Source organism: Streptomyces sp. NPDC005263, assembly GCF_042872365.1.
Lineage (GTDB): Bacteria > Actinomycetota > Actinomycetes > Streptomycetales > Streptomycetaceae > Streptomyces.
The window spans coordinates 1-22,454 of record NZ_JBIAKJ010000021.1 but is presented as its reverse complement, the minus strand read 5'-3'; the positions used below and the strand labels follow the sequence as shown (position 1 = coordinate 22,454).

Annotated in this window: 22 protein-coding genes and 4 pseudogenes; 13 read left to right on the top strand and 13 right to left on the bottom strand. The window is 69.7% G+C overall.

Annotated elements, in window-relative coordinates; genetic code table 11:
- Nucleotides 1-29 precede the first annotated feature (29 nt).
- Nucleotides 30-695: a hypothetical protein gene (locus tag ACFYRY_RS41865; RefSeq protein ID WP_389158446.1), complete on the bottom strand. Its 666-nt coding sequence runs from the start codon at nt 693-695 to the stop codon at nt 30-32.
- 190 nt (nt 696-885) lie between these two features.
- Here ACFYRY_RS41865 and ACFYRY_RS41860 point away from each other — a divergent pair.
- From ACFYRY_RS41860 to ACFYRY_RS41840, 5 genes and pseudogenes are all read left to right on the top strand, one after another.
- Nucleotides 886-1,597 (top strand): annotated as a pseudogene (locus ACFYRY_RS41860) (transcriptional regulator); the annotation flags it as partial.
- 182 nt (nt 1,598-1,779) lie between these two features.
- Complete coding sequence (locus tag ACFYRY_RS41855; protein ID WP_389158443.1) at nt 1,780-2,445, top strand: TetR/AcrR family transcriptional regulator; 666 nt, start codon at nt 1,780-1,782, stop codon at nt 2,443-2,445.
- A 47-nt stretch (nt 2,446-2,492) separates the two neighbouring features.
- Nucleotides 2,493-3,725 (top strand): MFS transporter, encoded by a 1,233-nt coding sequence (locus ACFYRY_RS41850; RefSeq protein WP_389158440.1) that lies wholly within the window; start codon nt 2,493-2,495, stop codon nt 3,723-3,725.
- Nucleotides 3,704-4,870, top strand: coding sequence for an epoxide hydrolase family protein (locus tag ACFYRY_RS41845; RefSeq protein ID WP_389158437.1), 1,167 nt, complete (start codon nt 3,704-3,706; stop codon nt 4,868-4,870). Before ACFYRY_RS41850 ends, ACFYRY_RS41845 begins: the two co-directional genes overlap by 22 nt.
- Nucleotides 4,871-4,899: 29 nt before the next feature.
- The gene (locus tag ACFYRY_RS41840; protein ID WP_389158434.1) at nt 4,900-5,304 is read left to right on the top strand and encodes a hypothetical protein; all 405 of its coding nucleotides are present in this window, start codon (nt 4,900-4,902) and stop codon (nt 5,302-5,304) included.
- 139 nt (nt 5,305-5,443) lie between these two features.
- On the opposite strand, the gene ACFYRY_RS41835 is transcribed toward ACFYRY_RS41840, so the two are convergent.
- Nucleotides 5,444-6,046: a TetR/AcrR family transcriptional regulator gene (locus tag ACFYRY_RS41835; protein WP_389158431.1), complete on the bottom strand. Its 603-nt coding sequence runs from the start codon at nt 6,044-6,046 to the stop codon at nt 5,444-5,446.
- A 93-nt stretch (nt 6,047-6,139) separates the two neighbouring features.
- Here ACFYRY_RS41835 and ACFYRY_RS41830 point away from each other — a divergent pair, with 93 nt between their 5' ends.
- From ACFYRY_RS41830 to ACFYRY_RS41820, 3 genes are all read left to right on the top strand, one after another.
- Nucleotides 6,140-6,508: a DUF1330 domain-containing protein gene (locus tag ACFYRY_RS41830; RefSeq protein ID WP_389158429.1), complete on the top strand. Its 369-nt coding sequence runs from the start codon at nt 6,140-6,142 to the stop codon at nt 6,506-6,508.
- A gap of 246 nt (nt 6,509-6,754) precedes the next feature.
- Complete coding sequence (locus ACFYRY_RS41825; protein WP_389158427.1) at nt 6,755-7,231, top strand: hypothetical protein; 477 nt, start codon at nt 6,755-6,757, stop codon at nt 7,229-7,231.
- A gap of 58 nt (nt 7,232-7,289) precedes the next feature.
- Nucleotides 7,290-8,093: a transposase family protein gene (locus tag ACFYRY_RS41820; RefSeq protein WP_389158424.1), complete on the top strand. Its 804-nt coding sequence runs from the start codon at nt 7,290-7,292 to the stop codon at nt 8,091-8,093.
- Between the two features lie 127 nt (nt 8,094-8,220).
- Here ACFYRY_RS41820 and ACFYRY_RS41815 read toward each other — a convergent pair whose 3' ends face one another.
- Nucleotides 8,221-8,880 (bottom strand): ArsR/SmtB family transcription factor, encoded by a 660-nt coding sequence (locus tag ACFYRY_RS41815; RefSeq protein ID WP_389158422.1) that lies wholly within the window; start codon nt 8,878-8,880, stop codon nt 8,221-8,223.
- A gap of 82 nt (nt 8,881-8,962) precedes the next feature.
- On the opposite strand from ACFYRY_RS41815, the gene ACFYRY_RS41810 reads away from it, so the two are divergent.
- A complete protein-coding gene (locus tag ACFYRY_RS41810) occupies nt 8,963-9,301 on the top strand; it encodes a hypothetical protein (RefSeq protein WP_389158517.1) in 339 nt (112 codons plus the stop codon).
- Nucleotides 9,302-10,157: 856 nt separating this feature from the next.
- On the opposite strand, the gene ACFYRY_RS41805 is transcribed toward ACFYRY_RS41810, so the two are convergent.
- Both ACFYRY_RS41805 and ACFYRY_RS41800 read right to left on the bottom strand, forming a co-directional pair.
- Complete coding sequence (locus ACFYRY_RS41805; RefSeq protein ID WP_389158420.1) at nt 10,158-10,442, bottom strand: hypothetical protein; 285 nt, start codon at nt 10,440-10,442, stop codon at nt 10,158-10,160.
- On the bottom strand, nt 10,439-11,257 hold the full coding sequence (locus ACFYRY_RS41800; protein ID WP_389158417.1) for a phytanoyl-CoA dioxygenase family protein: 819 nt from the start codon (nt 11,255-11,257) through the stop codon (nt 10,439-10,441). Before ACFYRY_RS41800 ends, ACFYRY_RS41805 begins: the two co-directional genes overlap by 4 nt.
- Before the next feature lie 70 nt (nt 11,258-11,327).
- Here ACFYRY_RS41800 and ACFYRY_RS41795 point away from each other — a divergent pair, with 70 nt between their 5' ends.
- Nucleotides 11,328-12,113, top strand: coding sequence for a helix-turn-helix domain-containing protein (locus ACFYRY_RS41795; protein ID WP_389158415.1), 786 nt, complete (start codon nt 11,328-11,330; stop codon nt 12,111-12,113).
- Between the two features lie 292 nt (nt 12,114-12,405).
- Here the strand turns inward: ACFYRY_RS41795 and ACFYRY_RS41790 are convergent, their stop codons facing one another.
- From ACFYRY_RS41790 to ACFYRY_RS41775, 4 genes and pseudogenes are all read right to left on the bottom strand, one after another.
- The gene (locus ACFYRY_RS41790; protein ID WP_389158413.1) at nt 12,406-14,586 is read right to left on the bottom strand and encodes a hypothetical protein; all 2,181 of its coding nucleotides are present in this window, start codon (nt 14,584-14,586) and stop codon (nt 12,406-12,408) included.
- A 414-nt stretch (nt 14,587-15,000) separates the two neighbouring features.
- Nucleotides 15,001-15,838 (bottom strand): annotated as a pseudogene (locus tag ACFYRY_RS41785) (phosphotransferase family protein).
- Nucleotides 15,839-16,060: 222 nt separating this feature from the next.
- Nucleotides 16,061-16,471: a transposase family protein gene (locus tag ACFYRY_RS41780; protein WP_389158410.1), complete on the bottom strand. Its 411-nt coding sequence runs from the start codon at nt 16,469-16,471 to the stop codon at nt 16,061-16,063.
- A 270-nt stretch (nt 16,472-16,741) separates the two neighbouring features.
- A complete protein-coding gene (locus tag ACFYRY_RS41775; protein ID WP_389158408.1) occupies nt 16,742-17,428 on the bottom strand; it encodes a DUF2848 domain-containing protein in 687 nt (228 codons plus the stop codon).
- Nucleotides 17,429-17,597: 169 nt separating this feature from the next.
- On the opposite strand from ACFYRY_RS41775, the gene ACFYRY_RS41770 reads away from it, so the two are divergent.
- From ACFYRY_RS41770 to ACFYRY_RS41760, 3 genes are read left to right on the top strand one after another with little or no spacing between them, the layout of a single operon-like run.
- A complete protein-coding gene (locus ACFYRY_RS41770; protein WP_389158405.1) occupies nt 17,598-18,959 on the top strand; it encodes an MFS transporter in 1,362 nt (453 codons plus the stop codon).
- Between the two features lie 13 nt (nt 18,960-18,972).
- The gene (locus tag ACFYRY_RS41765; protein ID WP_389158403.1) at nt 18,973-19,764 is read left to right on the top strand and encodes a carbon-nitrogen hydrolase family protein; all 792 of its coding nucleotides are present in this window, start codon (nt 18,973-18,975) and stop codon (nt 19,762-19,764) included.
- Complete coding sequence (locus ACFYRY_RS41760) at nt 19,761-20,120, top strand: cupin domain-containing protein (RefSeq protein ID WP_389158400.1); 360 nt, start codon at nt 19,761-19,763, stop codon at nt 20,118-20,120. The genes ACFYRY_RS41765 and ACFYRY_RS41760 overlap by 4 nt, the downstream gene beginning before the upstream one ends.
- Here the strand turns inward: ACFYRY_RS41760 and ACFYRY_RS41755 are convergent.
- The 4 genes and pseudogenes from ACFYRY_RS41755 to ACFYRY_RS41740 all read right to left on the bottom strand — a co-directional run.
- Nucleotides 20,117-20,743: a GntR family transcriptional regulator gene (locus tag ACFYRY_RS41755; protein WP_389158397.1), complete on the bottom strand. Its 627-nt coding sequence runs from the start codon at nt 20,741-20,743 to the stop codon at nt 20,117-20,119. The two genes, ACFYRY_RS41760 and ACFYRY_RS41755, sit on opposite strands and share 4 nt — an antisense overlap.
- A gap of 84 nt (nt 20,744-20,827) precedes the next feature.
- The gene (locus ACFYRY_RS41750; RefSeq protein WP_389158515.1) at nt 20,828-20,950 is read right to left on the bottom strand and encodes a hypothetical protein; all 123 of its coding nucleotides are present in this window, start codon (nt 20,948-20,950) and stop codon (nt 20,828-20,830) included.
- Nucleotides 20,951-21,499: 549 nt separating this feature from the next.
- Nucleotides 21,500-22,197: pseudogene (locus ACFYRY_RS41745) on the bottom strand (IS5 family transposase).
- A 173-nt stretch (nt 22,198-22,370) separates the two neighbouring features.
- Nucleotides 22,371-22,454, bottom strand: a pseudogene (locus tag ACFYRY_RS41740) (transposase); the annotation flags it as partial.

Sequence of the window (22,454 nt, the reverse complement as noted above, 5' to 3'; positions counted from 1 at the left end):
GTCGGGCAGCGGCTTGGGGTTTCTGCCGGTCAGTGCGAGACGCATCGACTCGGTCGGCTCGGCCACCTGGTCCCGCACGGTCGGCACGACGAAGTCCATGGTGTGCTCCCGGCCGGGATGTGCACCGACACCCACAGGTGCGCGTCGGACAGCGGGCGCTCGGGGTCGGACACGTCACCAGACGAGTCCTTGAGCCACTGCGGGTCCACGTCCTTGGTCGACAGCTCGGCGCCCTCGGTGGCCGGAGGCACCCGCACCGACTGCCAGTCGTCCACCGCCATGGGCGCGTCCACGGACAACCGCCAGGTCAGCGTTTCTCCCTCGGTCACCCGGTCCGTGACCGGCGACAGCGTGATCACCGGCTCGGGGTCGTCGTTCTCGACGGTGATCCCGCCCCGGTACGTGCCGACGACGGCGCCCCGGACGGCCTTGACGGCGATGTCGTGCTCCACGTCGTCGCCGTAGAGTGTGTCGCCCATCGCCTCGACCGGCACGTCGACCGTGTCGCTGCCGGGCCGTACGGTCACCAGGCGGTTCTCGGTCCGGCCGCTGTCCGGGGCGAGGACAAACACGCGGACCTGCCCGCTGCCGTGCCCGGAGACCTCGACCGGGATCCGGTAGGTGCGGGTGCCCAAGTCGCCCTCCTGACAGACGATCGTGCGGCCCACGTCGTCGCACGGCACGCTGGTTGCCACGTCCTCGAGCACGAACCGGAAAGGTCAGCAGGACCGGTCGGTCGACCGGGCGTACTGGGCGGGTGTCTGACCGTACTGTTTTTTGAGTGAGCGTGTGCCGCCGGTGTCGTTGCCGGCGGTTCCCTGCTTGCCTCTCCAGCCTGCATCGGTGATTACCCGTCAGCCACGGTTGTCCCGCCCCAGGGGTTAAACCGAGCTGGAACGCGGGCGCGGCACCCAGCCCTCCGCACAGGTTCTGGCCGCCCTGGCACGGGCGCTGCGTTTGGACGGTGACGAACGCGACCACCTGTTCAACCTGGCGGACCGGGCGGCTCCCCCGGCGACGCACGGTCCCACCGCACACGTGCAACCGGCCCTGCTCGGCCTGCTGGACCGGCTCACGACCACTCCCGCACAGGTCATCACCGACCTGCACGAAACCCTTGTCCAGAACCATCTGGCCGCCGTGCTCCTCGGCCGGCCACCGGCGATGCGCGGTCTGCGGGCGAGCTTCGTCTACCGCTGGTTCACCGATGCGGTCGCCCGCACCATCTACCCGGCCGAAGACCACGCCCATCACTCCAGGGTCTTCGTCGCGGACCTCCGCGGCGGTCGCCGCCCGGCGCGGCCGTGACAGTGCGGTGAACGAGATGGTGGCCGCGCTACGGCGGCACAGTGAGGAGTTCGCCAGCCTCTGGGACACCCGCGACGTCGCTGTTCGGCGAAGCGACCACAAACGAATCGTCCATCCGACGCTGGGTGTCATCGAGTTGGACTGCCACAGCCTGATCGGACGCCAGCGCCTGCTGTGGTTCGCCGCTCCCCCCGGCAGTGAGGGGGCCGCCCGGCTGGAACTGCTCTGCGTCATCGGCACGCAGGACATGACGCCGAGCGCCGACGAGTTCGGCCGGCTGAAGGGATGAGTGCCGCAGGCTTTGCCGGAGGGCGCCGCCTCCTTGGGGCGGATCGAATCCAAGTGAAGCATCGAACCCAAGTGAAGCTCTGAGCGGCTTCCCGACGCGCTCCGGCGCCCCGGGCGCCCTGTGAGATCGATCTCACCGGTCCAGTGCGTACATCTGTTCTTAAGCAGTGTACGTTTGTTCTTATGGAGAAGATGGATCTCCCCGACAGGAAAGTCTCCGGCGGCCTCGCAGCGGACGGAGCGGTCGGCAGCGAGCCGCAGCCCCGGTCTTCCGCCGGCACCGCGGAAGGCGAGGCGCGGCGGGCGCGGCGGCATGACCCGGGGCGCAGGACGCGCATTCTGGACGCCGCTCTCGATGTACTCGTGACGGACGGGGCAGCGCGCATCACGCACCGGAAGGTCGCCGCACACGCGGATGTGCCACTGGGGTCGGTCACCTACCACTTCTCGAGCCTGACGGAGCTTCAGGCACAGGCCTTCGCCTGGTATGTGGAACAACGCACCGCAGAGTTCGCGGGCCTCTTCACGGAGGTGCAGACGCGTGCGGACCTGATCGAGGTCCTGGTGGAACTCGTACAGGGGGGACCGTCCCGGCGCCGCAGTGCGGTCCTGGGCTTCGAGTTGCATCTGGCGGCCCTGCGCGATCCCGCGCTGCGCGCGCTGACACAGCAGTGGACCCGCGACAGCCGGGCCGTTCTGGCCCGCTTCACCGGGCCGGAGACCGCCGACCGCCTGGACGCCCTGCTGGAAGGGTTGATCATGCATGCGCTGCTCGCGGCGGAGCCGGAGCCGCGGGAGGCGACGCGGGCGGCGATCGTGCAGGCCCTCGCCCCGGTCACCGAACGGTGAACGAGACTACGGCCCTTGACCCACTGCGGCGAGAGATCGCAGCAGCGGTGCGGTCGACGCACGTGGTCTTCGCCGCGCTGGGGCTCGCCGGGGCGACGTGGGCTTCCCGGCTGCCGCAGATACGCGCACGGATGGACCTGGATCCGGCATCCCTGGGGCTTGTGCTGCTGATGATGGCCGTCGGCGGTGTCGTGGTGCTGCCGCCGGCCGGGGTAGTCGTCACACGTGTGGGGCCCCGCCGGGCCGTCGCCGCTGTGGCCGTGCTGGTCGGTGCCGCTCTCGGCGCCGTGGCGCTCGGGTATGCCCTGTGTGCGCCGCTGCTGGTGGCCGGACTCCTGTTGCTGGGCACGGCCACGGGTTTCTGGGATGTCGCGGTGACCGTGCACGCCGCGGCCGTCGAACGACGGCTCGGCCGGTCGGTCATGCCTCGCTTCTTCGCCGGGTTCAGTCTCGGTACGGTCACCGGTGCCTGTCTCGGTGCGCTGATGAACGCATGGCGGGTGCCCGTGAGTCTGCACGTCGGCGCGATCGCGCTGCTCATCGCCGTTGTGACCCCCGCGGCCGCCCGGGATTTCCTCACCGAGTCCGCACCCGGCAGGACCGGTGCGCCGCAGACGAAGGCCAACCGCCCGGGACCGGCCCCGTGGCGCGACCCTCGCACGGTCGTCATCGGTCTCCTCGCCTCGGTCTTCGCGATGGCGGAAGGGGCGGGGAGCAACTGGATCAGCCTCACCGTCCTCGACCGTCACCACACCACGGCTACGGTCGGAACCCTGGCCTATGCCGCGTTCCTCACCGCGGTCACGGTGAGCCGCTGGCTCGGGTCGGCGATCGTCGACCGGCTGGGCCGGCCCGGCGCTCTGCGGGCGGCCGCCGCTGCCACCGCCGGTGGTGTCGCCCTGTTCGCGCTCGGCCCGAACATCTGGACGGCAACAGCCGGTGTACTGCTGTGGGGAACAGGCGCGGCGCTCGGCTTCCCCGTCACGCTGAGCGCCGGTGCCGATGAGCCCGTCCGTGCCGCCGACCGGGTCGGTGTCATCACCTCGATCGGATACTGCGGCTTCGTCGGCGGGCCTCCCCTGATCGGATTCCTCGCCGGCCACACCGGACTCGCACATGCCCTGCTCGTCGTCGCGGTCCTCATGGCCGGGGCTGTGCCTCTCGTCGGCGCCACCCGCCCCGACCGGCCGGCGTCACGCACGCCGGACCACACCGCCACCCCCGTCACGCCGGGACCTGAGCACACCAAGGAGAACCCATGCCGAGCACCCCGCCCGTGATCGACGTCAGTGACGCCGAACTGGCCGATCTGCGCGCCCGGTTGGAGGGCACGCGATGGGCCGAGCCCTGGCCCGTCGACGGCTGGGAAGCCGGTACCGACACGGCGGAACTCCGCCGCCTCGCCGCGTACTGGGCCGGCGGCTACGACTGGCGGGCCCACGAAGCCGCCATCAACGCCCTTCCATCGCACTTCGCCGACCTCGACGGCACGCCCGTGCACTACCTGCGCTTCGACGGTGAACACCCCGACGCGCTGCCCATCGTCCTCACCCACGGCTGGCCCAGCTCCTTCCTGGAACTCACCGCCCTCGCCGAGCGGTTGGCCACCCCGTCCCGCTACGGAGGTTCACCCACGGACGCCTTCACCGTGATCGTCCCCTCACTTCCCGGATTCGCGTTCTCACCCCAGCGGCCGGAGCTCACCGGCGCGGAACAGACCCACGACCTCTGGCACCGGCTGATGCACGACGAACTCGGCTTCGAGCGGTACGCGGCGCACGGCGGGGACCTGGGCGCCGGCGTCACCTCCCGGCTCGCCGAGGCCCACCCCGAAGCGCTCGTCGGCATCCACCTGCTGGCCGTGGCCGCACCGGCCGCCCACGACCCCGCAACCCTCACCCCGCAGGAGCGGGCCCACCTCGAATCCGTGACGGCGTGGCAGACGCAGGAGGGCGGTTACCAGCACCAGCAGAGCACCCGCCCACTCACCCTGAGCCAGGGTCTGGCCGACTCGCCCACCGGCCTGCTCGCCTGGCTCGTCGAGAAATACCGCGCGTGGAGCGACTGCGGCGGTGACCTGTCCACCCGCTTCAGCGACGACTTCCTCCTCACCCAGGCCTCCCTCTACTGGTTCACCGGCACGATCTCCACCTCCTTCCGGCCCTACTACGAACACGCCCACGGCCTGATCCGACGCGTGGAGCGGGTCAGCGTTCCGACGGCCGTCGCCCTGTTCCCCGCCGACCTGAGCCGGCCGCCGCGGAGTTGGGCGGAGCGCACCTACGACATCACCCGCTACACGGACATGCCCCGCGGCGGACACTTCGCCGCCCACGAAGAACCCGCCCTGCTGGCCCACGACATCACCGAGTCCTTCCGCGCCCACCGTTCCCCGCTGCCTTCGGCCCCTCGATCGAACGCCTGACCCCGAAGGCCGATGCCGAAGGGGCGCCGATGGCCACGACCCACCGGGCTGGGTGGCTCCATCGCACCCAGCCGCCCGCCCGTCGTCCTGCCCAGCCTGGGCTGGGCAGCGGTCGTCGCGCCGACGCCCGGCGGGCGTTGGGCACCCTGCCGGAACCGCCCGCGGACCTGCTGTACGAGGCGCTGTGCTGTCTGCAGGCCGCGGTCGCGCTGGAACTCGGCGACCGCGCCGCATGGGAACAGGCCCACGCCCGCCTTCGGCCTGCCGCGGGTCAACTCGCGGGCGCCGGCAGCGGCCTGCTCACCCTCGGCCCCGTTGACAAGTGGCTCAGCCTCGCCGTCTCGGACGAGGCTGCTCCGAAGTCGGATGTGCAACGGCCGGCTCGTCCGGGAGCCGCTCGCCTCCCGCAGGTTCCCGGGTCGGGACAGCGGTGACGAGGACGCGACGACCAGGCTGAAGGTGCCCTTGATCAGTCGGCGTCCGCGTCTCTCGAGCCCCAGGTCCGGCCCGGCGCCGGCCGCGTCCCCGCGCCCCGGTGCCAGTGACGCCATGTCGGCCCGGGGCCCTGCCGGTTCAGGGGGTGCGCAGGGCTCGGTGCCAGTGGTCGGTGACGCTGTGGCGGAGTGTGTCGGTCGTGATGCCTTCGGGGGTCAGCAGGCGTTGCAGGCCGATGCCGCGCAGTTGTCCGACGACGGCGACGGCCACTTCGGCGGGATCGGCGTCGGGGCGTACGTCGCCGTCGGTGATGCCGGCGGTGACGTCGTCGCGCAGGTCGGCGCGGAAGGCTTCGTCGCGTTCGCGAAAGAGCGGCGCCAGTTCTGATGCCGTGGCGGCTTCCGCCCACAGCAGCAGAAACGCCCGGTGCATCAGGCCGGCTTCGCCGAGGGCGCCGATGTAACCGTCGATGAGCCGCAGGAGGCGGTCGAGGCCGGGTGGCAGATCGGTGAGTCCGGGCACGAAGCCGGTCTGTGTGGTTCGGGCCAGCCGTTCCAGCAGTGCCCCTTTGGCGCCGAAGTGGTGGGTGACGATCCCGCGGCTGTATCCGGCGCGTTCGCCGACGCGCGCGAGGGTCAGCGAGCGCACGCCCTGTTCGACGACGAGTTCCGCGGCGGCGTGGAGCAGGGCCGTTTCGGTGTGTTCGCGGCGTTCTTGCTGGGTCCGGCGGGTGGTGGGCATGGGGCGGAGTCTAACTCAACTAACTTGCGTGTTGAATAACAAGTATGTGAGAGTGACGGCGGCTCAGACGGCCCACACACCCAGGAGGTTGGGATGATCGAGATCGACGACCGCGCCATGGACACGATGCTCGCCGAGGACCCGGGCGGCCCGGTGGTGATGCTGAACCTGCTGCGTTTCCGCCCGGACGGCGGCCGGGAGAGCTATCAGCGCTACGCACAGGCGCTCCGCGGCGGGATCAGCGCTCGGTACGGCGTGCAGGTGGAGTACCTGGGCGAGGGCGGACGTGCCCTGGTCGCGGAGGACGGGCAGGCGTGGGACATGGTGGCGCTGGTGCGCTACCCGGACCGGACGGCGTTCGTGAACATGATCCGCGACCCCGAATACCAGGCGATCACGCATCTGCGCAGCCAGGCACTGGTCGAGTCGGTGCTCCAGCCGACCGTGCCGACGGGAGCGTGAGCGGTGGCGCCCGCGGTGTTCGTGCACGGAAATCCCGAGACCGCGGCGGTATCCCATTGAGCGTTGTTCAACCTGATTTCGCTGGTCGTGGGGCTGGTGTGGGCGGGGACTGAGATGCTCGTGCCGGTCGGTAGTGCGATCGGTAGCAGGTGATCATCCGACGCGTTGCCGGTTCGCCGGAATCGCGATGTGGGGTTGGGAGTGCCTCGTAGGCTCCGCGGAGAGCCGGGTGGGAAGGGGCTGCTGGTGGCGGACATGCTGGTCTGGGTGATGCAGCGGAGAGTGGTGCTGGCCGATCGCGCCGAACGGCTGCGTAAGGAGCTCGCCGAGATCGATGCCGAGGTGGTCCGGCTGGAAGCCGCAGAGGTGGTGATCGGGCAGTTCATCGAGGCCGAGCGGAGCGGGCAGGCCGACGACCTGGACGTGGCCGAGGAGCTGGAGCGGGTGACGACTCCGGGCGCGGGCGGGATGCTGCTGGTCCCACACCGCGAGCCGGGCATGGAGGAGAGCGCGCTGCCCTCCGACTACCAGTCGATCATGAAGCTGGTGACCGCGACCTCGGAACCGGTCGCGGCCAAGGACGTCAGTGTCCAGCTCGGCAGGGGCACCCAGCCCGGGCAAGCCGAACCCGTACGCGACAAGCTCAGGCGCCTGGCGGACCGGGGCTGGCTGCACCGCACCCCAGCCGGCCGCTTCACCACCCTGGCACAGCCGTCCGCCTGACCGGCCCAGGCCGGATTCGGGCGTAACGTGCAGGCCCCCGACGGGAGTTGGGGACTCCATGCGAAAGAACACCAGTCCCGTCAAGGGCACTGAGGGGTTTGTCTACCAGTGCCGCCTGCCGCTGTCGAGTGCCACCCTGGACCTGGTCGCCGGCCTGGTCCGCGGTCACCTGAAGAAGATCCGCTGGCGCAAGCTCCCGCCCGGCCGGATCGCTCTGATCGTCCTGGCGATCCTCCGCCATGACCAGCGGCTTTCCGACATGGCGGGCGTCAACGACGTCTCCACGTCCACCGTGCGCCGATGGCTGCTGGAAGTCATCGAGTTACTGTCAGCCCGTGCCCCGCGACTGGACCGAGCCCTGAAGAAAATCGCCCGAAAGGGTGGCGTCGTCGTCCTGCTCGACGGCACCCTCGTCCGCACCCGCCGACGCACAGGGGACGGGAACCGGCCGAACTATTCAGGCAAGCACAAGGCCCACGGCCTGCTTTTCCTCGCCCTGACCGACGAGACGGGCAACCTGGTCTGGATCTCGGCGGCGAAGCCGGGACGCTCCAGCGAGATCACCACCGCTCGCCCCAACAGGATCACCACCCACCTGCGGGAGGCCGGTCTCGGCGCTCTGACCGATCTCGGCTTCGTCGGCCTGGACGACGACCCCGACGACCCGGTCATTGTCACCGGACGGCGGGCGACCCGCGGCCATCCGCTCACCGACGCCCAGAAAGAGGCGAACCGGCTGGTCAGCCGCGAACGAGCGGCGAACGAGCACGGCTTCGCCGACCTGAAGAACTGGCGGATCCTCACCAAGGTCCGCATGAACGCCCGACACGCGACCACGCTGCTACGGGCGCTCTCGTGCTGACGAACACCGAGGTCCACCGCTGACGGACGATCACCTCCTACCGATCACACCTCCGACCGGCGTGAGCATCCCACCCGCGACCCACGCCAGCCCCAGGACCTGCAACCTCAGAGTGAAACGCGCTCAGTCAGCTTCTTGTGGCGCTGGGAGAGCCTGTGAGGAGTCCGAGTCCCAGTGGGGTGCAGGAGTGCCAGATCGTCTTGCCATCGCGGTGGGCGGTGGTGAGGTGGGCGGCGCGGAGGGCTCCGGTGTGTTCGGACACGGAGGGCTTTGCCAGATCGAGTTGGCGGGCGAGGTCGGTGGTGGTGCGGGGTCGGGTGAGCTGTTCCAGGATGGCGGCGCGGGTGCGTCCCAGCAGCGTGGCCAGGGCGTTGGTGGTGGGGTCGTCGAGTAGGGGGAGAGGGGTTACGGCCGGGTAGACCAGGAACATTCCCTGGGCGTATCTGCCGAGCAGGGGCCGACCGGTCCAGAAGACGGACGGCAGCAGGGTGATGCCGTTCCCGTTGAGTGTGATCTCGACGTTGTCGGTGCTGTCGAACTCGAGGGTGGTGCCGTGCCAGCGGGCCCCCGGCGCGAGGCCCGCCAGCGTCGTTCGGATGCCCTGGGCGGCCAGGAGTTGGACGCGCCAGGCGCGTTCGGCGTCGAACCAAGGCGGTGAAGATCGCTTGCCATCTGATGGTTGATCGCTTCCCGGATGGTGTCCACGGGGCCGGGGCTGGGAGTCGTAATTGACCGGTATGGACCTGGGCGGCCGCGCCAATCTCCCGGAGTATGCGAGCTGCACCACACACGCTTGCAACCTCCATAAAATGAAGGGGTTCTACGTGAAAGCAGTACATGCTCTCGGAGCCGTGGCGATGACGGTGGCCATGGCCGGCGGGGTGTCTGTCGCGGCCCAGACGACGGCGGTCGCTGCCCCCGGGCCCGCCACCGTGAAGGCGGCGGCGGACACCTGTGCCTACCCGTACGTCTGTCTCTTCAAGAACGGTGTGAGGATCGGCCAGTTCCAGGACGTCACCAGCACCTGGCAGAACCTGCCGTCCCGTCCGTCCGGACCGGGGCTCGTGGTCCAGAACACCCGCCACGACGATGTCGCCTACATCCGCTGGTCGGGAGGCGCTACGACCTGCATACCCCCGAATTCAAGTTTCACCGTGTCGGGCGGAACGCTGACAGGAATACGGATCTCAAGCGCTGCCACCTGCTGATCACCGCTGGGAGGGAACAATCCGTTCGTGCGGGCCGGGCAGCCTCTCCCGGCTCGCACCCTGCCGCCTTTCTGCCCGAGTTCGAAGGGGGAGTGTGCTCGTCGCCCTGCTGGAGACGGGCATGATCGAGGCCTTCGTGTAGCTGGCGGGGTTGCAGGGAGAGGAGTTTGACGTCGGTGATGCGGCCTTCGTTGACGCCGAGTTGTGGGTGGTGGAGATCCCCTGGGCGACGGCGTGCTGGTCTTCGCGCAGGGCTCCGGCGATGCCGGCAGAGTGGTGGCAGTCCGCTGTGGGAGAGCTCGTCGAGCCAGAGAACACCGAGCCACTGGCCGGCCGGCCACCAGCTCCAGCGCGAAGACCTGCCCCCACCGCGAAGAGGCCGGCGCGTGGACCAGCAGTTCCACGACGCGCAGCGCGATGTCCGCCGTCAGCACGCCGACCGCGACCGACTCCGGGGCGTGGTGGATGGCGCAGGCACACCCCCTATCCACCAAAGAGGTATCCGGTCCTCTGCTCCTCCGCCTCGGACGGGCGGCCGGACAGTCCCAACCGGTGTGCGGCCCGCAGATCGCGGCTGCGGAACCACTCAGGCAGTCGCTCAGCTGCGCCTGCCGCATCGAGCGGAGCGAGTAATCGACGGCGGCCATGTCGGTACCGCCGTCCAGCCGGTAGGCGGGTCAGGGAAGCCGACCGTCGGCCATCAGCCTGAGCGGGCAGCGCCCTCCAGCCAGGCAGGTGACGTGCTAGAGGCAGCCACAGCGGGAGACGCTGTGGGGCAGGGCATGCATCGCTCCCGCCGCCCACCGCGTCGGTCAGGAGCACACCCGCGACCACAGGCACCATGCGGTGTCCTGGCTCACGCCCCAGCAAGCCTCTCGAAGAAGAACTCGTGCTTGAGGAACGAGGTCTCGTGTTCCGCACCCGGATACGGCGGAACGAGCTGGGCGGCCTGGATGAGACGCCAGCCGTCCTCCAACGCGGCGACGCCCGTCTCGTACGGTGGCTCATCGCTGTCCCCGGTGGTGGGCCGGGTCGCGCCGGTGCCGTCGTAGCGGGCCCATCCGATGACCGGGGAGTCGAGAGCGGACGTGCCCAGGTACAGGACGAGAACCTGCTGCCGCACGGTGTTCGAACTGGTCACGCGTTGCTCCTCTGCGCAGGCCGGTTGGCGATCCGGGTGGCCCAGTATGCGATGTCGAAGTCGGGGTCGGCGGACAGCGAGCGCCAGAGCCTGACCCGGTTGTGGATCTCCAGACGGCCGGCGGCCGGTTCATACCAGGAGAAGGTGCGTCCCAGCTCCTCACACACAACTGGGTCGTTCAGGTCCGCCGTGTCCCACAGCCGCACCTGCGGCACGGTCGGGTTGAAACGGATCTTGTACATGTGGCGCACGGTGTCGCTGTCGTTGCGCCGCCCGCCGTGCCAGATGCCGTGGTGCAGCAGGACGACCGTACCGGCAGGACAGGTCAGCCGGGTTTGGCCGCGCAAGTTCTGGTAGCGGCCGGTGTCGGACTCGTTGGTCCGGCGCAGATGACTGCCCGGGACGAGGAGGGTGCCGCCCATGTCCGCGGTGACCTCCTGCGGGTAGTACATGAGCTGCACGTCGAAGGCGTCGGTCCGCAGGTCGATGAGGGCGTCAGCGTGCAGCGGCTGCGCGCTGCCCTCACGCGGTTCACGGGTGTGCACGAAATGGTGGTCGACGGTCGGATTCGCACCCACCAGACTCTCCAACGCGCCCGCGACGGCGGGGAGTTCCACGAGCCGCCTGGCGAAGGAGCCCTCGGGGAACGCCTTGGTTACAGGAGTGCCGTACGGCACGGAGGGCAGTCCCGGGGCGAAGACGCCGGGCGCCTCCTCATTGAGTTCCCGGGGCACGATGCCGTCCAGACGCAGGAATCCGTGTGCCACAAACCGAGCCACCTGGGCGGAACTCAGCAGTTGTCGTGTGGTTGACATACGGCAACGGTAGAAAGAGACGGCTCGGAAGTCGTGGGCTGTAATCAGCAAGCACTGGTAAATTTCCACCATGACGCCCTGCGTGGAGCTCGCTCTCGACCTGCCTCCGCAGGTGGAGAACGCTGGCGTCGGCGTACACGGGTACGCCGGCCCTCACGACGTGTTCCGGCTGCCGCGGCTGTGGCAGCTCCATCTGTACGGCTACTCCGGCACCTTGGAGTTCGGCGGCTTTAGGCATCGGATCCGCCCCGGGTACGTGAGCCTCGTACCACCCGACACAGAAGCGCACTTCCACTACGACAGCACGCCCTGCGAGCACCTGTACGCCCACTTCAGGCTGCCGGGCGAGGGCGAGCGGCACCGCGTCCCGGTGATACAGGACGCAGGTGCGGACGCCGCGGCGCTCAGCGCGATGCTGCGCCAGACGGTCGCGGCCGGAACGCAGTCCCCGGCGCGGGCCGCAGCAGAACTCTGGACAGCGCTGTGGCGCACGACCGGCCTGCCCGGTACCTCCGGCAACCGTCAAGGATCCCGGCACCCCGCCCTGCGAACGGCCATGGCCCACATCGAGGAGCACCTGGCCGCCCCGCTGGACGTCCCGGACATCGCCCGTGCCGCCGGGATCTCACACACCCAGCTGACACGGTTGTTCCGAAAGGACACCGGGCTCACAGTCATCGGCTACATCCGGCGCCGCCGCATGCAGCGCGCCCGGCACCTCCTGATCGCCTCGACGCTGGCCATCCCGGCGATCGCCGCGACCGTCGGTATCCCCGATCTCCAGGCATTCAACAAGACCTGTCGCCGGGAACTGGGCTCCTCACCCCGAGCCATCAGGCACTCCCGCCACCTATGAGGACCTTGAAGACACCCTCGGTGCCGCCGATACCGCCCAGAATCAACGCGTCAGCACCCTCCAGAGCAGACGTATGGATGCGCCACCGCGAGACCGACCTGGCGATGCTCGCCCTCTTCGGCCGTGGACACTCGGAACAAGTCCTGGAAGCGGCTCGGGCGGCGCTCGCGCCGGTGAGCGCGGGCACCGCCCGTAGCAGCGTCGAAGGCGAGGAGAGCGAAAGAACTTGATTTCATTTGGAGTGAATGAGGAGGAAGCCCCTTCATGGCCTCGCCGTGGACAACGCTAGCACTCAGCCCGGGATCAAGTCGCGCAGATTTTCGAGTGTGACGACCCGGGAGTCCGGGTGCAGCCCCTCGGGACGTTCGAGACCGATGTACATCACGGGCTCGTCCGGGACCCGCTCGCCGTCCCACAGGCCCACGGCCGTGGTGTCGCGGGACATCAGGTCGATCAGGTACCTCATTGTCAGCTGCTCGCGCTCCACGAGGGCACGCACCACCTTGGAGACCGACACCTGGTTCTCCTCGACCCGGTTCGCCTCCGAGATGCCCTTCAGATAAAGGTGCAGCCACTTCGCACGCCACCGGCCGTCGTCCCCGCGCTGGAAGACCAGAGGAAGCGCCACACGACCTACCCCACGCAGCTCCGACTTCATCCGCACCGTGCGCGGCTCGAACGGACGGCCCCTCTGCTCACCGTCACGCAGCATGAACCCGAAGAACGACTCCTCGACCTCCTCGAAACTCTCGCCCGCGTAGATGTTGACCTGCGGAACGATGAACGTGCTGCGTACCCGGTCCAGGGACAGGTTGATGAACTCCGAGGCCCCGTCGGGCGCCTCGGTGACATCGCCCGAGTGCTCTCCCCCGACGGCTGTGAGGGCCGTGTAGGAGAGCCAGGAGTCGGTGCTGTAGTCGCTGTGCAGCAGCAGGGCGGACAGGTCGTAGTCGGTCCGGCGCTCGGTCTCCTTCCAATACACGAAGAAGCGCAGCAGTTCGCCGTCGACCGTAGAGACCGAACCCCGCGGCATCACGCCGAACCCGGCCGCGGTCGCCCTGCCGCTGAGCGGGAGCGCCACGTCCAGGACGTCAGGGTCGAGCAAAAGCCGGCCCGGCGCCGAGAGCCGACGGCGCATCTCGGTGTCGAGGGCGGCGATCAGACGGTCGCGGTCGGCGGCCGGTACCGGAGGCCGGACGTCGGGGGTCACCCAGGCGCGGCCCCGGCGGTTGACGAAGATGCGGGGTTCGTCGGTCTCCCGCTCCCGGTTGTGGAAGTGCTCACGGACCGAGAGGAGGACCCGGCCGGAGACCTCGGGAGCGACCTCCACCGCGGCGGCCACCACAGCGTCCCGCTCCTCCTGGTCGGCGGCGATACGCAGCAGGAGGTCCAGGGCGCGGAACAGCTTGCCGGGAGCGGACGTCAGCAGCTTCACCGCGCTGGTGACGTCGAACTCGTCGAGCAACTTCTCGACGCGACTGTCGAAGGACCGCGCCTCTTTCTCGCCCCGCGCGACGGCGAACACATCGGCAGCGTGTGGCCAACGCGGGTACTCGTGCGGATGGAGACGCTCACCGAGCCGCTTGAACGGCTCCCGGTGCGCGTGCACATCGGCGAGCTTCGCCGGGTTCGCCGCGACCACCGCGTCGAGGCCCGCGAGCAGCCCCCGGCGCACCGGCCGCGACAGCTTCGTGAACCGGGTCGGCTCCTGGAGCGTCACGTCGCCGCCCGACAGTGCGCAGGCCAGACGCAGGACATCGGTGACGGTGTCCAGCAGGAGGTCGGCGCCGACGCCGAGGCGGGCCTCGTTGACGACCGCCCGGTTCTCCCGGACGGGGATCGCGTCCGGCTGGGGGCCGAGCGCGCATCGCTCGGCTAGGGTCCTGAGGTCGCGCAGGTGGTCCTCGCCCAGGGGCGTCGTGCTGCCCGCCAAGGCCAGGTACAGGTCTGTGAGTTCGTCGTCCAGGTCCCGCCCGAGGTGCAGGACGGTCACCCGGTCGCCGGCCGAGGCGATCAGTTCGTCCTGTGCCGCGAGCATCTCCTCGTAGGTGTGCTGGTATCGGCCGTACGTGGGGAGGCTGAGCAGGTCCAACACCCCCTGCGCCAGCTGCGTCAGCACGTTCCCGCGGGACGTGTCGTCGCCGAGCGCCTTCGCCACACACCGCATCCAGAACTCTTCGGTGTCCGGCACGTTCGCCGGAAAGTCGATGAAGTACGCGTTGTGCCGGACGTGGTCGCCCGTCATCTCGCTCACAGTGCGCAGCGTTCGCTTGGCGGTGTGCGTGACTGCGGCCTCGGACAGCCCTGACAGCAGCTCCAGCAGCTCGGCCGAGAGCTTGAATCCCACGGATATCAGCGCCGCGTCAAACTGTCGTGCGGCAGCGGCCCCTTCCCCGGCGGAGCCGTTGGGGCCCTTGGGGGCGGAAAGGCGGTGGGTGTGCCGGATGACCAGCGATTCGAGACTGTGCGCCATTCGGGGATGATCGCAGAGGTGCGCGAGCCGACGCACCGGAGTTTTTTGTACGCGCTCCGACGCCGTGATCAAACGGCCACAAGATCATCTCACCCGTGCCCGGCCGCCACGGGCCGGATCCGCACCCGGAAGGTGTGCGAAGTGGAGGACCGGAAGGTAGCCGCTTGAGAGCATCGACCCGATCCAGATCGGCGAGGGTTACCAACTCGCCCCGGACGGGACCGTCGCGGAGCGATCACGGGGAGCGGTCACGGGGAGTGATGTCGCCGTTCGTTCCGGACGCGTCGCAGAGCCGTCGGCTGGAAGCCAATGTGCAATTCGGGGTGCCCGGTGCAGGTGTGCGAGCGGCTCCATCCGGACGTGGCAGCCGGGCCCGGTGCTCGCCACCGTGCCCGGGCCCCGGGCCGTCTTGGCTCAGCTCATCTGGTTCATCAGGGCGGTGACATAGGTATTCAGCCGCTTCTCCACGGCCCGTGTGGTCAGTTCCGTTCTCCCAGCCTCCCTCCACGGCCGTGCCACCCACTGCGCACCCGCCGCGACGGCCAGTCCGTCCAGCAGGCGCCAGTACAATCGCTCGCCCGCTGTCGCGGCCAGCACTCCGCCGGCTTCCTCATATGCTTCAGGGAACCGCAGCCCCCACGCCGGGCCGTGCAGGAGCGCGAGATTGGTGGAGCAGTGCGCCACATCGAGGTCCGCCGGGCCCCAGGAGGTCTGTACCCAGTCGACCACCCCGGTGATCCGGGGGCCTGCCAGGCTCGGGGACGCCACGTCGAACAGCACGTTGCCGGGGTGGAAGTCCCGGTGCAGGAACCGCCCCTCATAGGCCGGCGCAGGTTTGCGGATCACGTCGATCGCCGCGGCCCATGCCGCCGCGTCGGCACCGTTGGAGGAACGACGGCGTCGGCGGTCTCCACGCCTCATATGCCCGGGGCCGCTCGGCGGGTCGCAACGCGTGGATCGCCACGAGTTGGCGGGCCAGCAGGGGGACGCGCGCCTCCAGTCGCTCGCCGTCGAGGACGTTCCGGCCCGCCAGATATGTCATCAGGAGCGACGGATACTCGCAGTGCACGGCAGTCGGATCGGCCGCGACCAGTGCGGGAGCAGGCACGCCAGTCCCCGCGAGCAGCGTGAGGGCGGCAACCTCCCGATTCAACAGGTCCTCGGCGTGCTCCACGAAGAACGGGTCGACAAAGGTCCGCAGCACCAGGTCGCGGGTGCCTCCATCCCGCGTGCCGACGGTCAGCCGCCGCATCTCGGCGGTGATACCGCCGTGCAGTTGCTCGATTCCGACGACCCGTTCGCCGATGTCCAGATACCGGCTCACCCAAGCCAGGGTCAACGGGCCGACGGCCCCACCTCATCGTGGTTGATCACCGTGCCACCCCATCATCCGGACGGACACAGGCGCAAAGTCTTTTCGCTGGAGGCGATGGCAACCGTGCTGTGCTCCACTCGAAGTTGCCGCAGACACCGATCAGGCACCCGCATGGAGGGAGACTTGGTGCCGGTCTTCGGCTCTGGCGTACCGCTGCACCGTGTGACGACCCCACCTCAGGTGACTGGCGCCGGCCCGGATCCCCATACCCCGGTCCAGCACGCCGTGGACCAAGGCGTGATGGGCCTGTAACCGCGCGGCGAGGCGCCCGTTGTCATGCGGCGAGCGAAGGGGCTGGTCAGGCCCGGCATCTGCTCGGCGAACGTCCGCGCTTTCGCACTCCGGGTTCGCGCAGACGAGGCGGCGGACCTCCCCCACGATCCGCACCCGCCGGGTGGCCGGCGGCACGTCCCGCAACTGCCTGCGGTAGCGGTCGTGGACACGAGCCGACGGGCACCCGCCGTTTGGACAGCACCCTTCACCAGACCGCCACCGAGCCCGGACGGTCATCGCTCACCTGCCGCACACGGCCGCTTCGGCAAGCACCGCGGTTCCCGCGAACAGGACGCCCTGCCAGGAGAGTTCACGTTCATCCAAGTCCAGGACGTGGTCAGCAGCTCGTTCTGCCGGCCTGATCCCCGTAGAGCTGAGGGGGCGTCAGAAACGCGGGATGCGGGCGCAACTCACCCCGGCACAGACATGCGAATCGAACGCGCCCCTCACCGACCGTGGCGGCTCCCCGTGATCGCAGACAAGTGATGCCGAACGCCGCCCCGGTGCTCAGCCGATCGGTGCCGGCATGGGCTGGACGTCGTAGTGGAGGCGGATCGTGTCCCCGGTGGCGGGGTCGGCCAGTTCCACGCTCCAGCCGTCGGCGAACTGATCGACGCCGGCGGCCATGGGGATGGTGCCGGAGATCAGTACGGTTCCGGGCGTGAGCGCGCCGCGCGAGCGCAGGACGTCGGTCCAGTAGGCGGGAGTGAGGAGTTCGGCGAGGGTGCCGTGCTGGATCTCCGTCGACGTGTCGCCGTGGGTGACCCAGGCGCGCAGGGTGAGGTCGTCGATCCGGGACTCCACGTCGGCCAGGCGCCAGGCGCGGCGGGCGAGGATGTCGGGGCCGGCGTTCTTGCTCCAGGCCACGCCGTGCACCTCCAGGTCACGGTCGGTGTGGTCGCAGGCGGCGGTCAGCAGCAGTTCCCCGTCGTTCGCGACGACGAGCGCCCACTCCGCCTCGCCGGAGGTGTGCCCGTGCTGCGCGTGGACCCGGTCGGTCTGCTGGGCGAGGTAGGGGGAGACGGGGTAGAGGGCGGGCGTCATGGACGGGCCGGGCACGCCCAGCTCGGCGAGCTCCGCGACGTGGGCGGCGACGTCCTCCTGACTGCGTCCGGCATACCCGGCGTTGAGGACCTGGACGACGTCGACCTCGCGCGTCGATCCGTCGGGCAGTTCGAAGGTCAGCACGGCCATGAGGGCACTCCTGGAAGTCGGGGGACGGGACCGCGGCGGCGGTGCGTCCGGTTTCGTCGCGGTGAAGTTCTCGTCGCGGTCGAAGTTCTCGTCGCGCAGGGCTTGCGCATACGACCTGTATACAAGAAGTATGCCGGAAGGTCGATGCCCCCGAGCAAGGATGGGAACCATGCCCGACACCCTCAAGGACGACGCGAAGGCGTCCGATCGGCACTCCGGCGTCCGCCGGGCCTTCGTCGCGAGCCTGACCGGCACGGCCCTGGAGTGGTACGACTTCGCCGTCTACTCCGCCGCGGCCGCCCTGGTCTTCGGCGACCTGTTCTTCCCCTCGGAGGACCCGCTCACCGGCACGCTCCTGGCCTTCTCCACCTATGCGGTCGGCTATGTGTCACGCCCGCTGGGCGGGTTCGTCTTCGGCCGCCTCGGTGATGTGATCGGCCGCAAGAAGGTACTGATCGCCACGCTGGTCCTCATCGGCGTGGCGACGTTCCTGATCGGCGTCCTGCCCGCGTACTCGACGGCCGGCGTCGCCGCCCCGATCGCCCTGGTCGTGCTGCGCTTCGCGCAGGGCGTCGGCGTCGGCGGCGAGTGGGGCGGCGCCGTACTGCTGTCCAGCGAGTTCGGGGACCCGCGCCGCCGCGGCTTCTACGCCTCCGCCGCCCAGGTCGGCCCACCCGCGGGCAATCTGCTGGCCAACGGCGTGCTGGCCGCCCTCGGCGCGCTGCTGACCGAGGCGCAGTTCGAGTCATGGGGCTGGCGTGTGGCGTTCTTGTTCTCCGGCGTGCTCGTCGCGTTCGGGCTGTGGGTCCGGGCGAAGCTGGAGGAGACTCCGGTGTTCAAGGCGATGGAGGCCGAGCACTCCCGGCCGCACGCACCCGTCCGCGAGGTGTTCGCCACGCAGCGCCGGGCCCTGCTCGCCGCGATCCTGTGCCGCGTCGGACCGGACGTCCTGTACGCCATGTTCACCGTCTTCGTCCTCACGTACGCCACCGGGGAACTCGGCATGTCACGCGGCTCCGCCCTCGCGGCCGTGCTCATCGGCTCCTCGATCCAGGTCTTCCTCATGCCGCTGGCCGGCGCCCTCTCCGACCGGGTCGACCGCCGTCTGCTGTACGGCGGTGCCGCGACGGCCGCCGGTGTGTGGCCCTTCGTGTTCTTCCCGATGATCGGCGGTGGCACCTGGCTGCCGCTCGCCACGGGGGTCGTCGTGGGCCTGGTGATCCACTGTTGTCTGTACGGTCCACAGGCCGCCTTCATCGCCGAGCAGTTCACGCCCCGGCTGCGCTACACCGGCTCGTCCCTGGCCTACACCCTGGCCGGGATCATCGGCGGCGCCGTCGCCCCGCTGCTGTTCACCACCCTGCTGAGTGTCTACGGCAGCTGGGCGCCGCTGGCCGTGTACATCGCCCTCGCCTCGGCCGTCTCCGTCGTCGGCGTCTGGCTGGGGCGCGGCCCCGATGCCGCCGTCGACGAGGACGCCGCCCTCGCCGCGCCGAAGGCGCGGCACACGCACACGACCACCAGTTCCTGAGGAGGACCGCACCGTGCGGATCGCCCTGAGCCAGCTCACCACCGGCCCCGACCCCGGCAAGAACCTCGTGCTCATCGAGGAATGGACCCGGCGCGCAGCCGACGCCGGAGCGCGCGTCGTCGTCTTCCCGGAGGCGTCGATGGCCTGCTTCGGCACCCCACTGGCACCGCTCGCCGAGCCCTTGGACGGACCATGGGCCGACGGCGTGCGGCGGATCGCCCGCGCCACCGGCACGGTCGTCGTGGCCGGCATGTTCACCCCGGCCACCGGCGGCCGGGTGACCAACACCCTGCTCGCCACCGGGCCCGGAGTCGAAGCGTCCTACGACAAGATCCATCTCTACGACGCCTTCGGCTTCCGGGAGTCCGACACCGTCGCCGCAGGCTCCGGCACGACGGTCATCGACGTGGACGGCGTACGGCTGGGCCTGGCCACCTGCTACGACATCCGCTTCCCGGAGCTGTTCCTGGCGCACGCCGACGCCGGAGCCGCCGCCACGCTGCTGGCCGCCTCCTGGGGCGCCGGGCCCGGCAAGCGCGAGCAGTGGGAGCTGCTGGTGCGGGCCCGTGCGCTGGACGCCACCGTGTGGCTCGCCGCCGTCGGCCAGGCCGACCCCGGCACCGGCCCGGGTCCCGCGCCGACGGGGATCGGGCACAGTCTCGTCGCCGGACCCGACGGGACCGTACGGCACGCGCTGGGCGCCGAGCCCGAGCTGCTGGTGGCCGACCTGGACATCGACGAGGTCACCGCCGTCCGGCGGCGGATCTCCGTGCTGGCCAACAGGCGCCCGGAGGTGTGGCGGTGAGCAAGCCCGAGCTGGAGTTCCATCTGCCCGACGGACCGTGGCACACCCCGGCCGGCGCCGGACCGGGTGTCGAGGAGCGCGTCCTGGCCGACGATCCCGGACACGGGTCCCGTACGGCGCTCGTCCGCTGGGCGCCGGGCACCGACAGCTCCGCACAAGGCGTGGCACGCCACGACTTCTGGGAGGAGGTCTACCTCATCGAGGGAGCGATGCACGACCTGACGCTCGGCCAGACCTTCACGGCCGGCATGTACGCCTGCCGCCCACCCGGCATGCCGCACGGCCCCTGGACCTCCCAGGACGGCGTCACCATGCTGGTGATCACCTACCCGGAACCCGGTCCAGGCGCCGGCTAGCCCGCGAGCAGTACCTTGAGCGTCGACTCCAGATGATGGTCGATCGCGGCCCACGCGGCCTGCGCGTCACCGGCGGCCAGGGCGTCCAGGATGGCCTCGTGCTCCTCCAGCACCGCTTCCTGGCGCCCCTGCTGGTTGAAGAGGGCCACCACTCCGGCACGGACCTGGCGGCTGCGCAGACCGTCGTAGTGCCGGTCGAGGAGGGCGTTGCCGACGGCGGACACCAGGGCCGAGTGGAAGCAGTGGTCCACGGCGATGAACTCCCGGGCCTGGTCGGCACCCGTGAGCTCGCGCTGCCGTTCCAGCAGGGACCGCAGCTGAGCCACCGGCGCTCCCCCACCGCAGACGAGCTGCTGGGCAGCGTACCGTTCGACGATGCCCCGCAGCTCCATGAGCTCGCGGATCTCCCGTCCCGTCAGGGGGGACACCCGGGCGCCCCGCTTGGGCACCAGCTCGACCAGGTCCTCGGCCGCGAGTTGCAGCAGCGCTTCCCGGATGGGTGTGCGGGAGACGCCGATACGGTCCGCGAGCTCCTGCTCCGACAGGAAGGCGCCCTGCATGGCGGGATCCGTCAGCACCGTGTCCTTGAGATACGCGTACGCCTTCTCCCGACCGGACGTCACCGTAACCCCCAGCAATCGCATACACCTTGTATACGGACGCTACCACGCGCCTTCCGGGGGCGCAGGCACACGGCGGGCGCCGCTTCAGGGGCGCGTGCGCGGTGGGTCGGCCGGGGCGTCCGGCAGCCACTGCAGGGCGAACCAGAGTTCCATGCGGGCTCCGGGGTCCTGGAGGTCGACGTCGAGGAGGTCGGCGACCCGCGCCAGGCGGTGGCGGACGCAGCTGCCAGGATTTTGCCGCCTGGAGCAGCCGACGAGCTGTAGAGGCCGTTGAACAGCATCTTGAGTACCTGGTCAAACAGGGAGAAGCCGAGCTTCCTGACCCGGACGAAGCGCTGGCCTCCGAGCTTCAGCGGCAGCTACGGGATCTTGATCGCATCGCGCGGTACGCAAAAGATCTTCGCTACTCCAGCGCGGGATTGCCTATCGACACATCGATCCGACTCCGCGTGGAGCTACGCGCCCCTCTCTCCAGCCGGGAGTGAGTACCAGATCGACTGAGACAACCTCTGGCATCCGCTCGTCCAGGACCAGATCAACCGAGATTCCCGGCATCGCCACGTCTCAGGTGATCTGGTCGCCGCAGGCCACAGGTCTGGGGAGGGTCCAGATCGTTTGAGACGGGACACCATCGAAGTCTGAGCAACCATCCGTGCGGTGACAGAACTGTCCTAGGTCGTGTCCGCAAAGTCAGGGGAGCCAGAGTCGTAGGCAGGCGAGGGTGACCAGGGCTTTGTAGTGGCGGGCGAGTTTGTCCTAGCGGGTGGCCAGGGCTTTGTTGTGCTTGAGCTTGTTGAAGCAGCGCTCGACGACGTTGCGGCGCCGGTAGGCGGCCCGGTCGAGTCGGCAGCGGCTCTCACCTCGTCGGATTCGGCCGTTGACCTGGTCAATCCGTTCCGGGATCGCTGCCTTGATGACCCGCCTTCGCAGGTAGGTACGGATCTTCGTGGACGAGTAGCCCTTGTCGGCCACCACCTGCTCGGGCCGGGTCCTGGGACGTCCGGGCCCGCACCGGCTGACGCTGATGCGGGCCATGACCTGCTCGAACTGGGTGCAGTCGTTGACGTTCCCGGCGGTCAGGATGAAGGCCAGCGGCCAGCCGTGTCCGTCGCAGGCGAGGTGGATCTTCGTGGTCAGCCCGCCGCGGGACCGGCCGATCGCCTCGCCCGGGCAGAGCCCCCTTTTCGGGCCCCCGCCGCGTGCTGATGCGCCCGCACGGTAGTCGAGTCGACGCAGACGATCGTCCAGTCGACGGCACCCACGGCGTTGGAACGTTGCTGGGCATGGGCCAGCAGGCGGTCCCAGGTACCGTCGGCGGACCAGCGGCGGAAGCGTTCGTAGACCGTCTTCCACGGCCCATAGCGTTCGGGCAGGTCCCGCCAGGCCGCCCCGGTGGACAGCTTCCACAGGATCCCGTTGACCACCTGGCGGCGGTCCCGTACCGGTCGGCCCATCCTCGGCGGAGCCAACAACGGCTCAATCACCGCCCACGACTCATCGGTCAGCTCATGACGACGCACCACGACCAGACCAACGACCCACCGACTTTGCGGACACGACCTAGGGCACCGCCGTATGCGGTGGCCCCAGGACGCCCGCGACCGTCTTCGTGGCTACTAGTGCCGCATCAGGCAACGTTCGCCCTGTTCACCACGTCACGGAGGCGGTCGTCGGCAGCATGCTTGTTGCGCCAGATGATGTAGCGGCGGAT

Coding starts and splice junctions, on each gene's coding strand:
- ACFYRY_RS41820 (WP_389158424.1), top strand. CDS start 7,290: ATGCGAAAGAACACCAGTCCCGTCAAGGGCACTGAGGGGTTTGTCTAC.
- ACFYRY_RS41835 (WP_389158431.1), bottom strand. CDS start 6,046: ATGCCCACCACCCGCCGGACCCAGCAAGAACGCCGCGAACACACCGAA.
- ACFYRY_RS41795 (WP_389158415.1), top strand. CDS start 11,328: ATGACGCCCTGCGTGGAGCTCGCTCTCGACCTGCCTCCGCAGGTGGAG.
- ACFYRY_RS41840 (WP_389158434.1), top strand. CDS start 4,900: ATGGCCACGACCCACCGGGCTGGGTGGCTCCATCGCACCCAGCCGCCC.
- ACFYRY_RS41845 (WP_389158437.1), top strand. CDS start 3,704: ATGCCGAGCACCCCGCCCGTGATCGACGTCAGTGACGCCGAACTGGCC.
- ACFYRY_RS41855 (WP_389158443.1), top strand. CDS start 1,780: ATGGAGAAGATGGATCTCCCCGACAGGAAAGTCTCCGGCGGCCTCGCA.
- ACFYRY_RS41775 (WP_389158408.1), bottom strand. CDS start 17,428: ATGGCCGTGCTGACCTTCGAACTGCCCGACGGATCGACGCGCGAGGTC.
- ACFYRY_RS41790 (WP_389158413.1), bottom strand. CDS start 14,586: ATGGCGCACAGTCTCGAATCGCTGGTCATCCGGCACACCCACCGCCTT.
- ACFYRY_RS41780 (WP_389158410.1), bottom strand. CDS start 16,471: ATGACCGTCCGGGCTCGGTGGCGGTCTGGTGAAGGGTGCTGTCCAAAC.
- ACFYRY_RS41830 (WP_389158429.1), top strand. CDS start 6,140: ATGATCGAGATCGACGACCGCGCCATGGACACGATGCTCGCCGAGGAC.
- ACFYRY_RS41770 (WP_389158405.1), top strand. CDS start 17,598: ATGCCCGACACCCTCAAGGACGACGCGAAGGCGTCCGATCGGCACTCC.
- ACFYRY_RS41800 (WP_389158417.1), bottom strand. CDS start 11,257: ATGTCAACCACACGACAACTGCTGAGTTCCGCCCAGGTGGCTCGGTTT.
- ACFYRY_RS41810 (WP_389158517.1), top strand. CDS start 8,963: ATGGCCGGCGGGGTGTCTGTCGCGGCCCAGACGACGGCGGTCGCTGCC.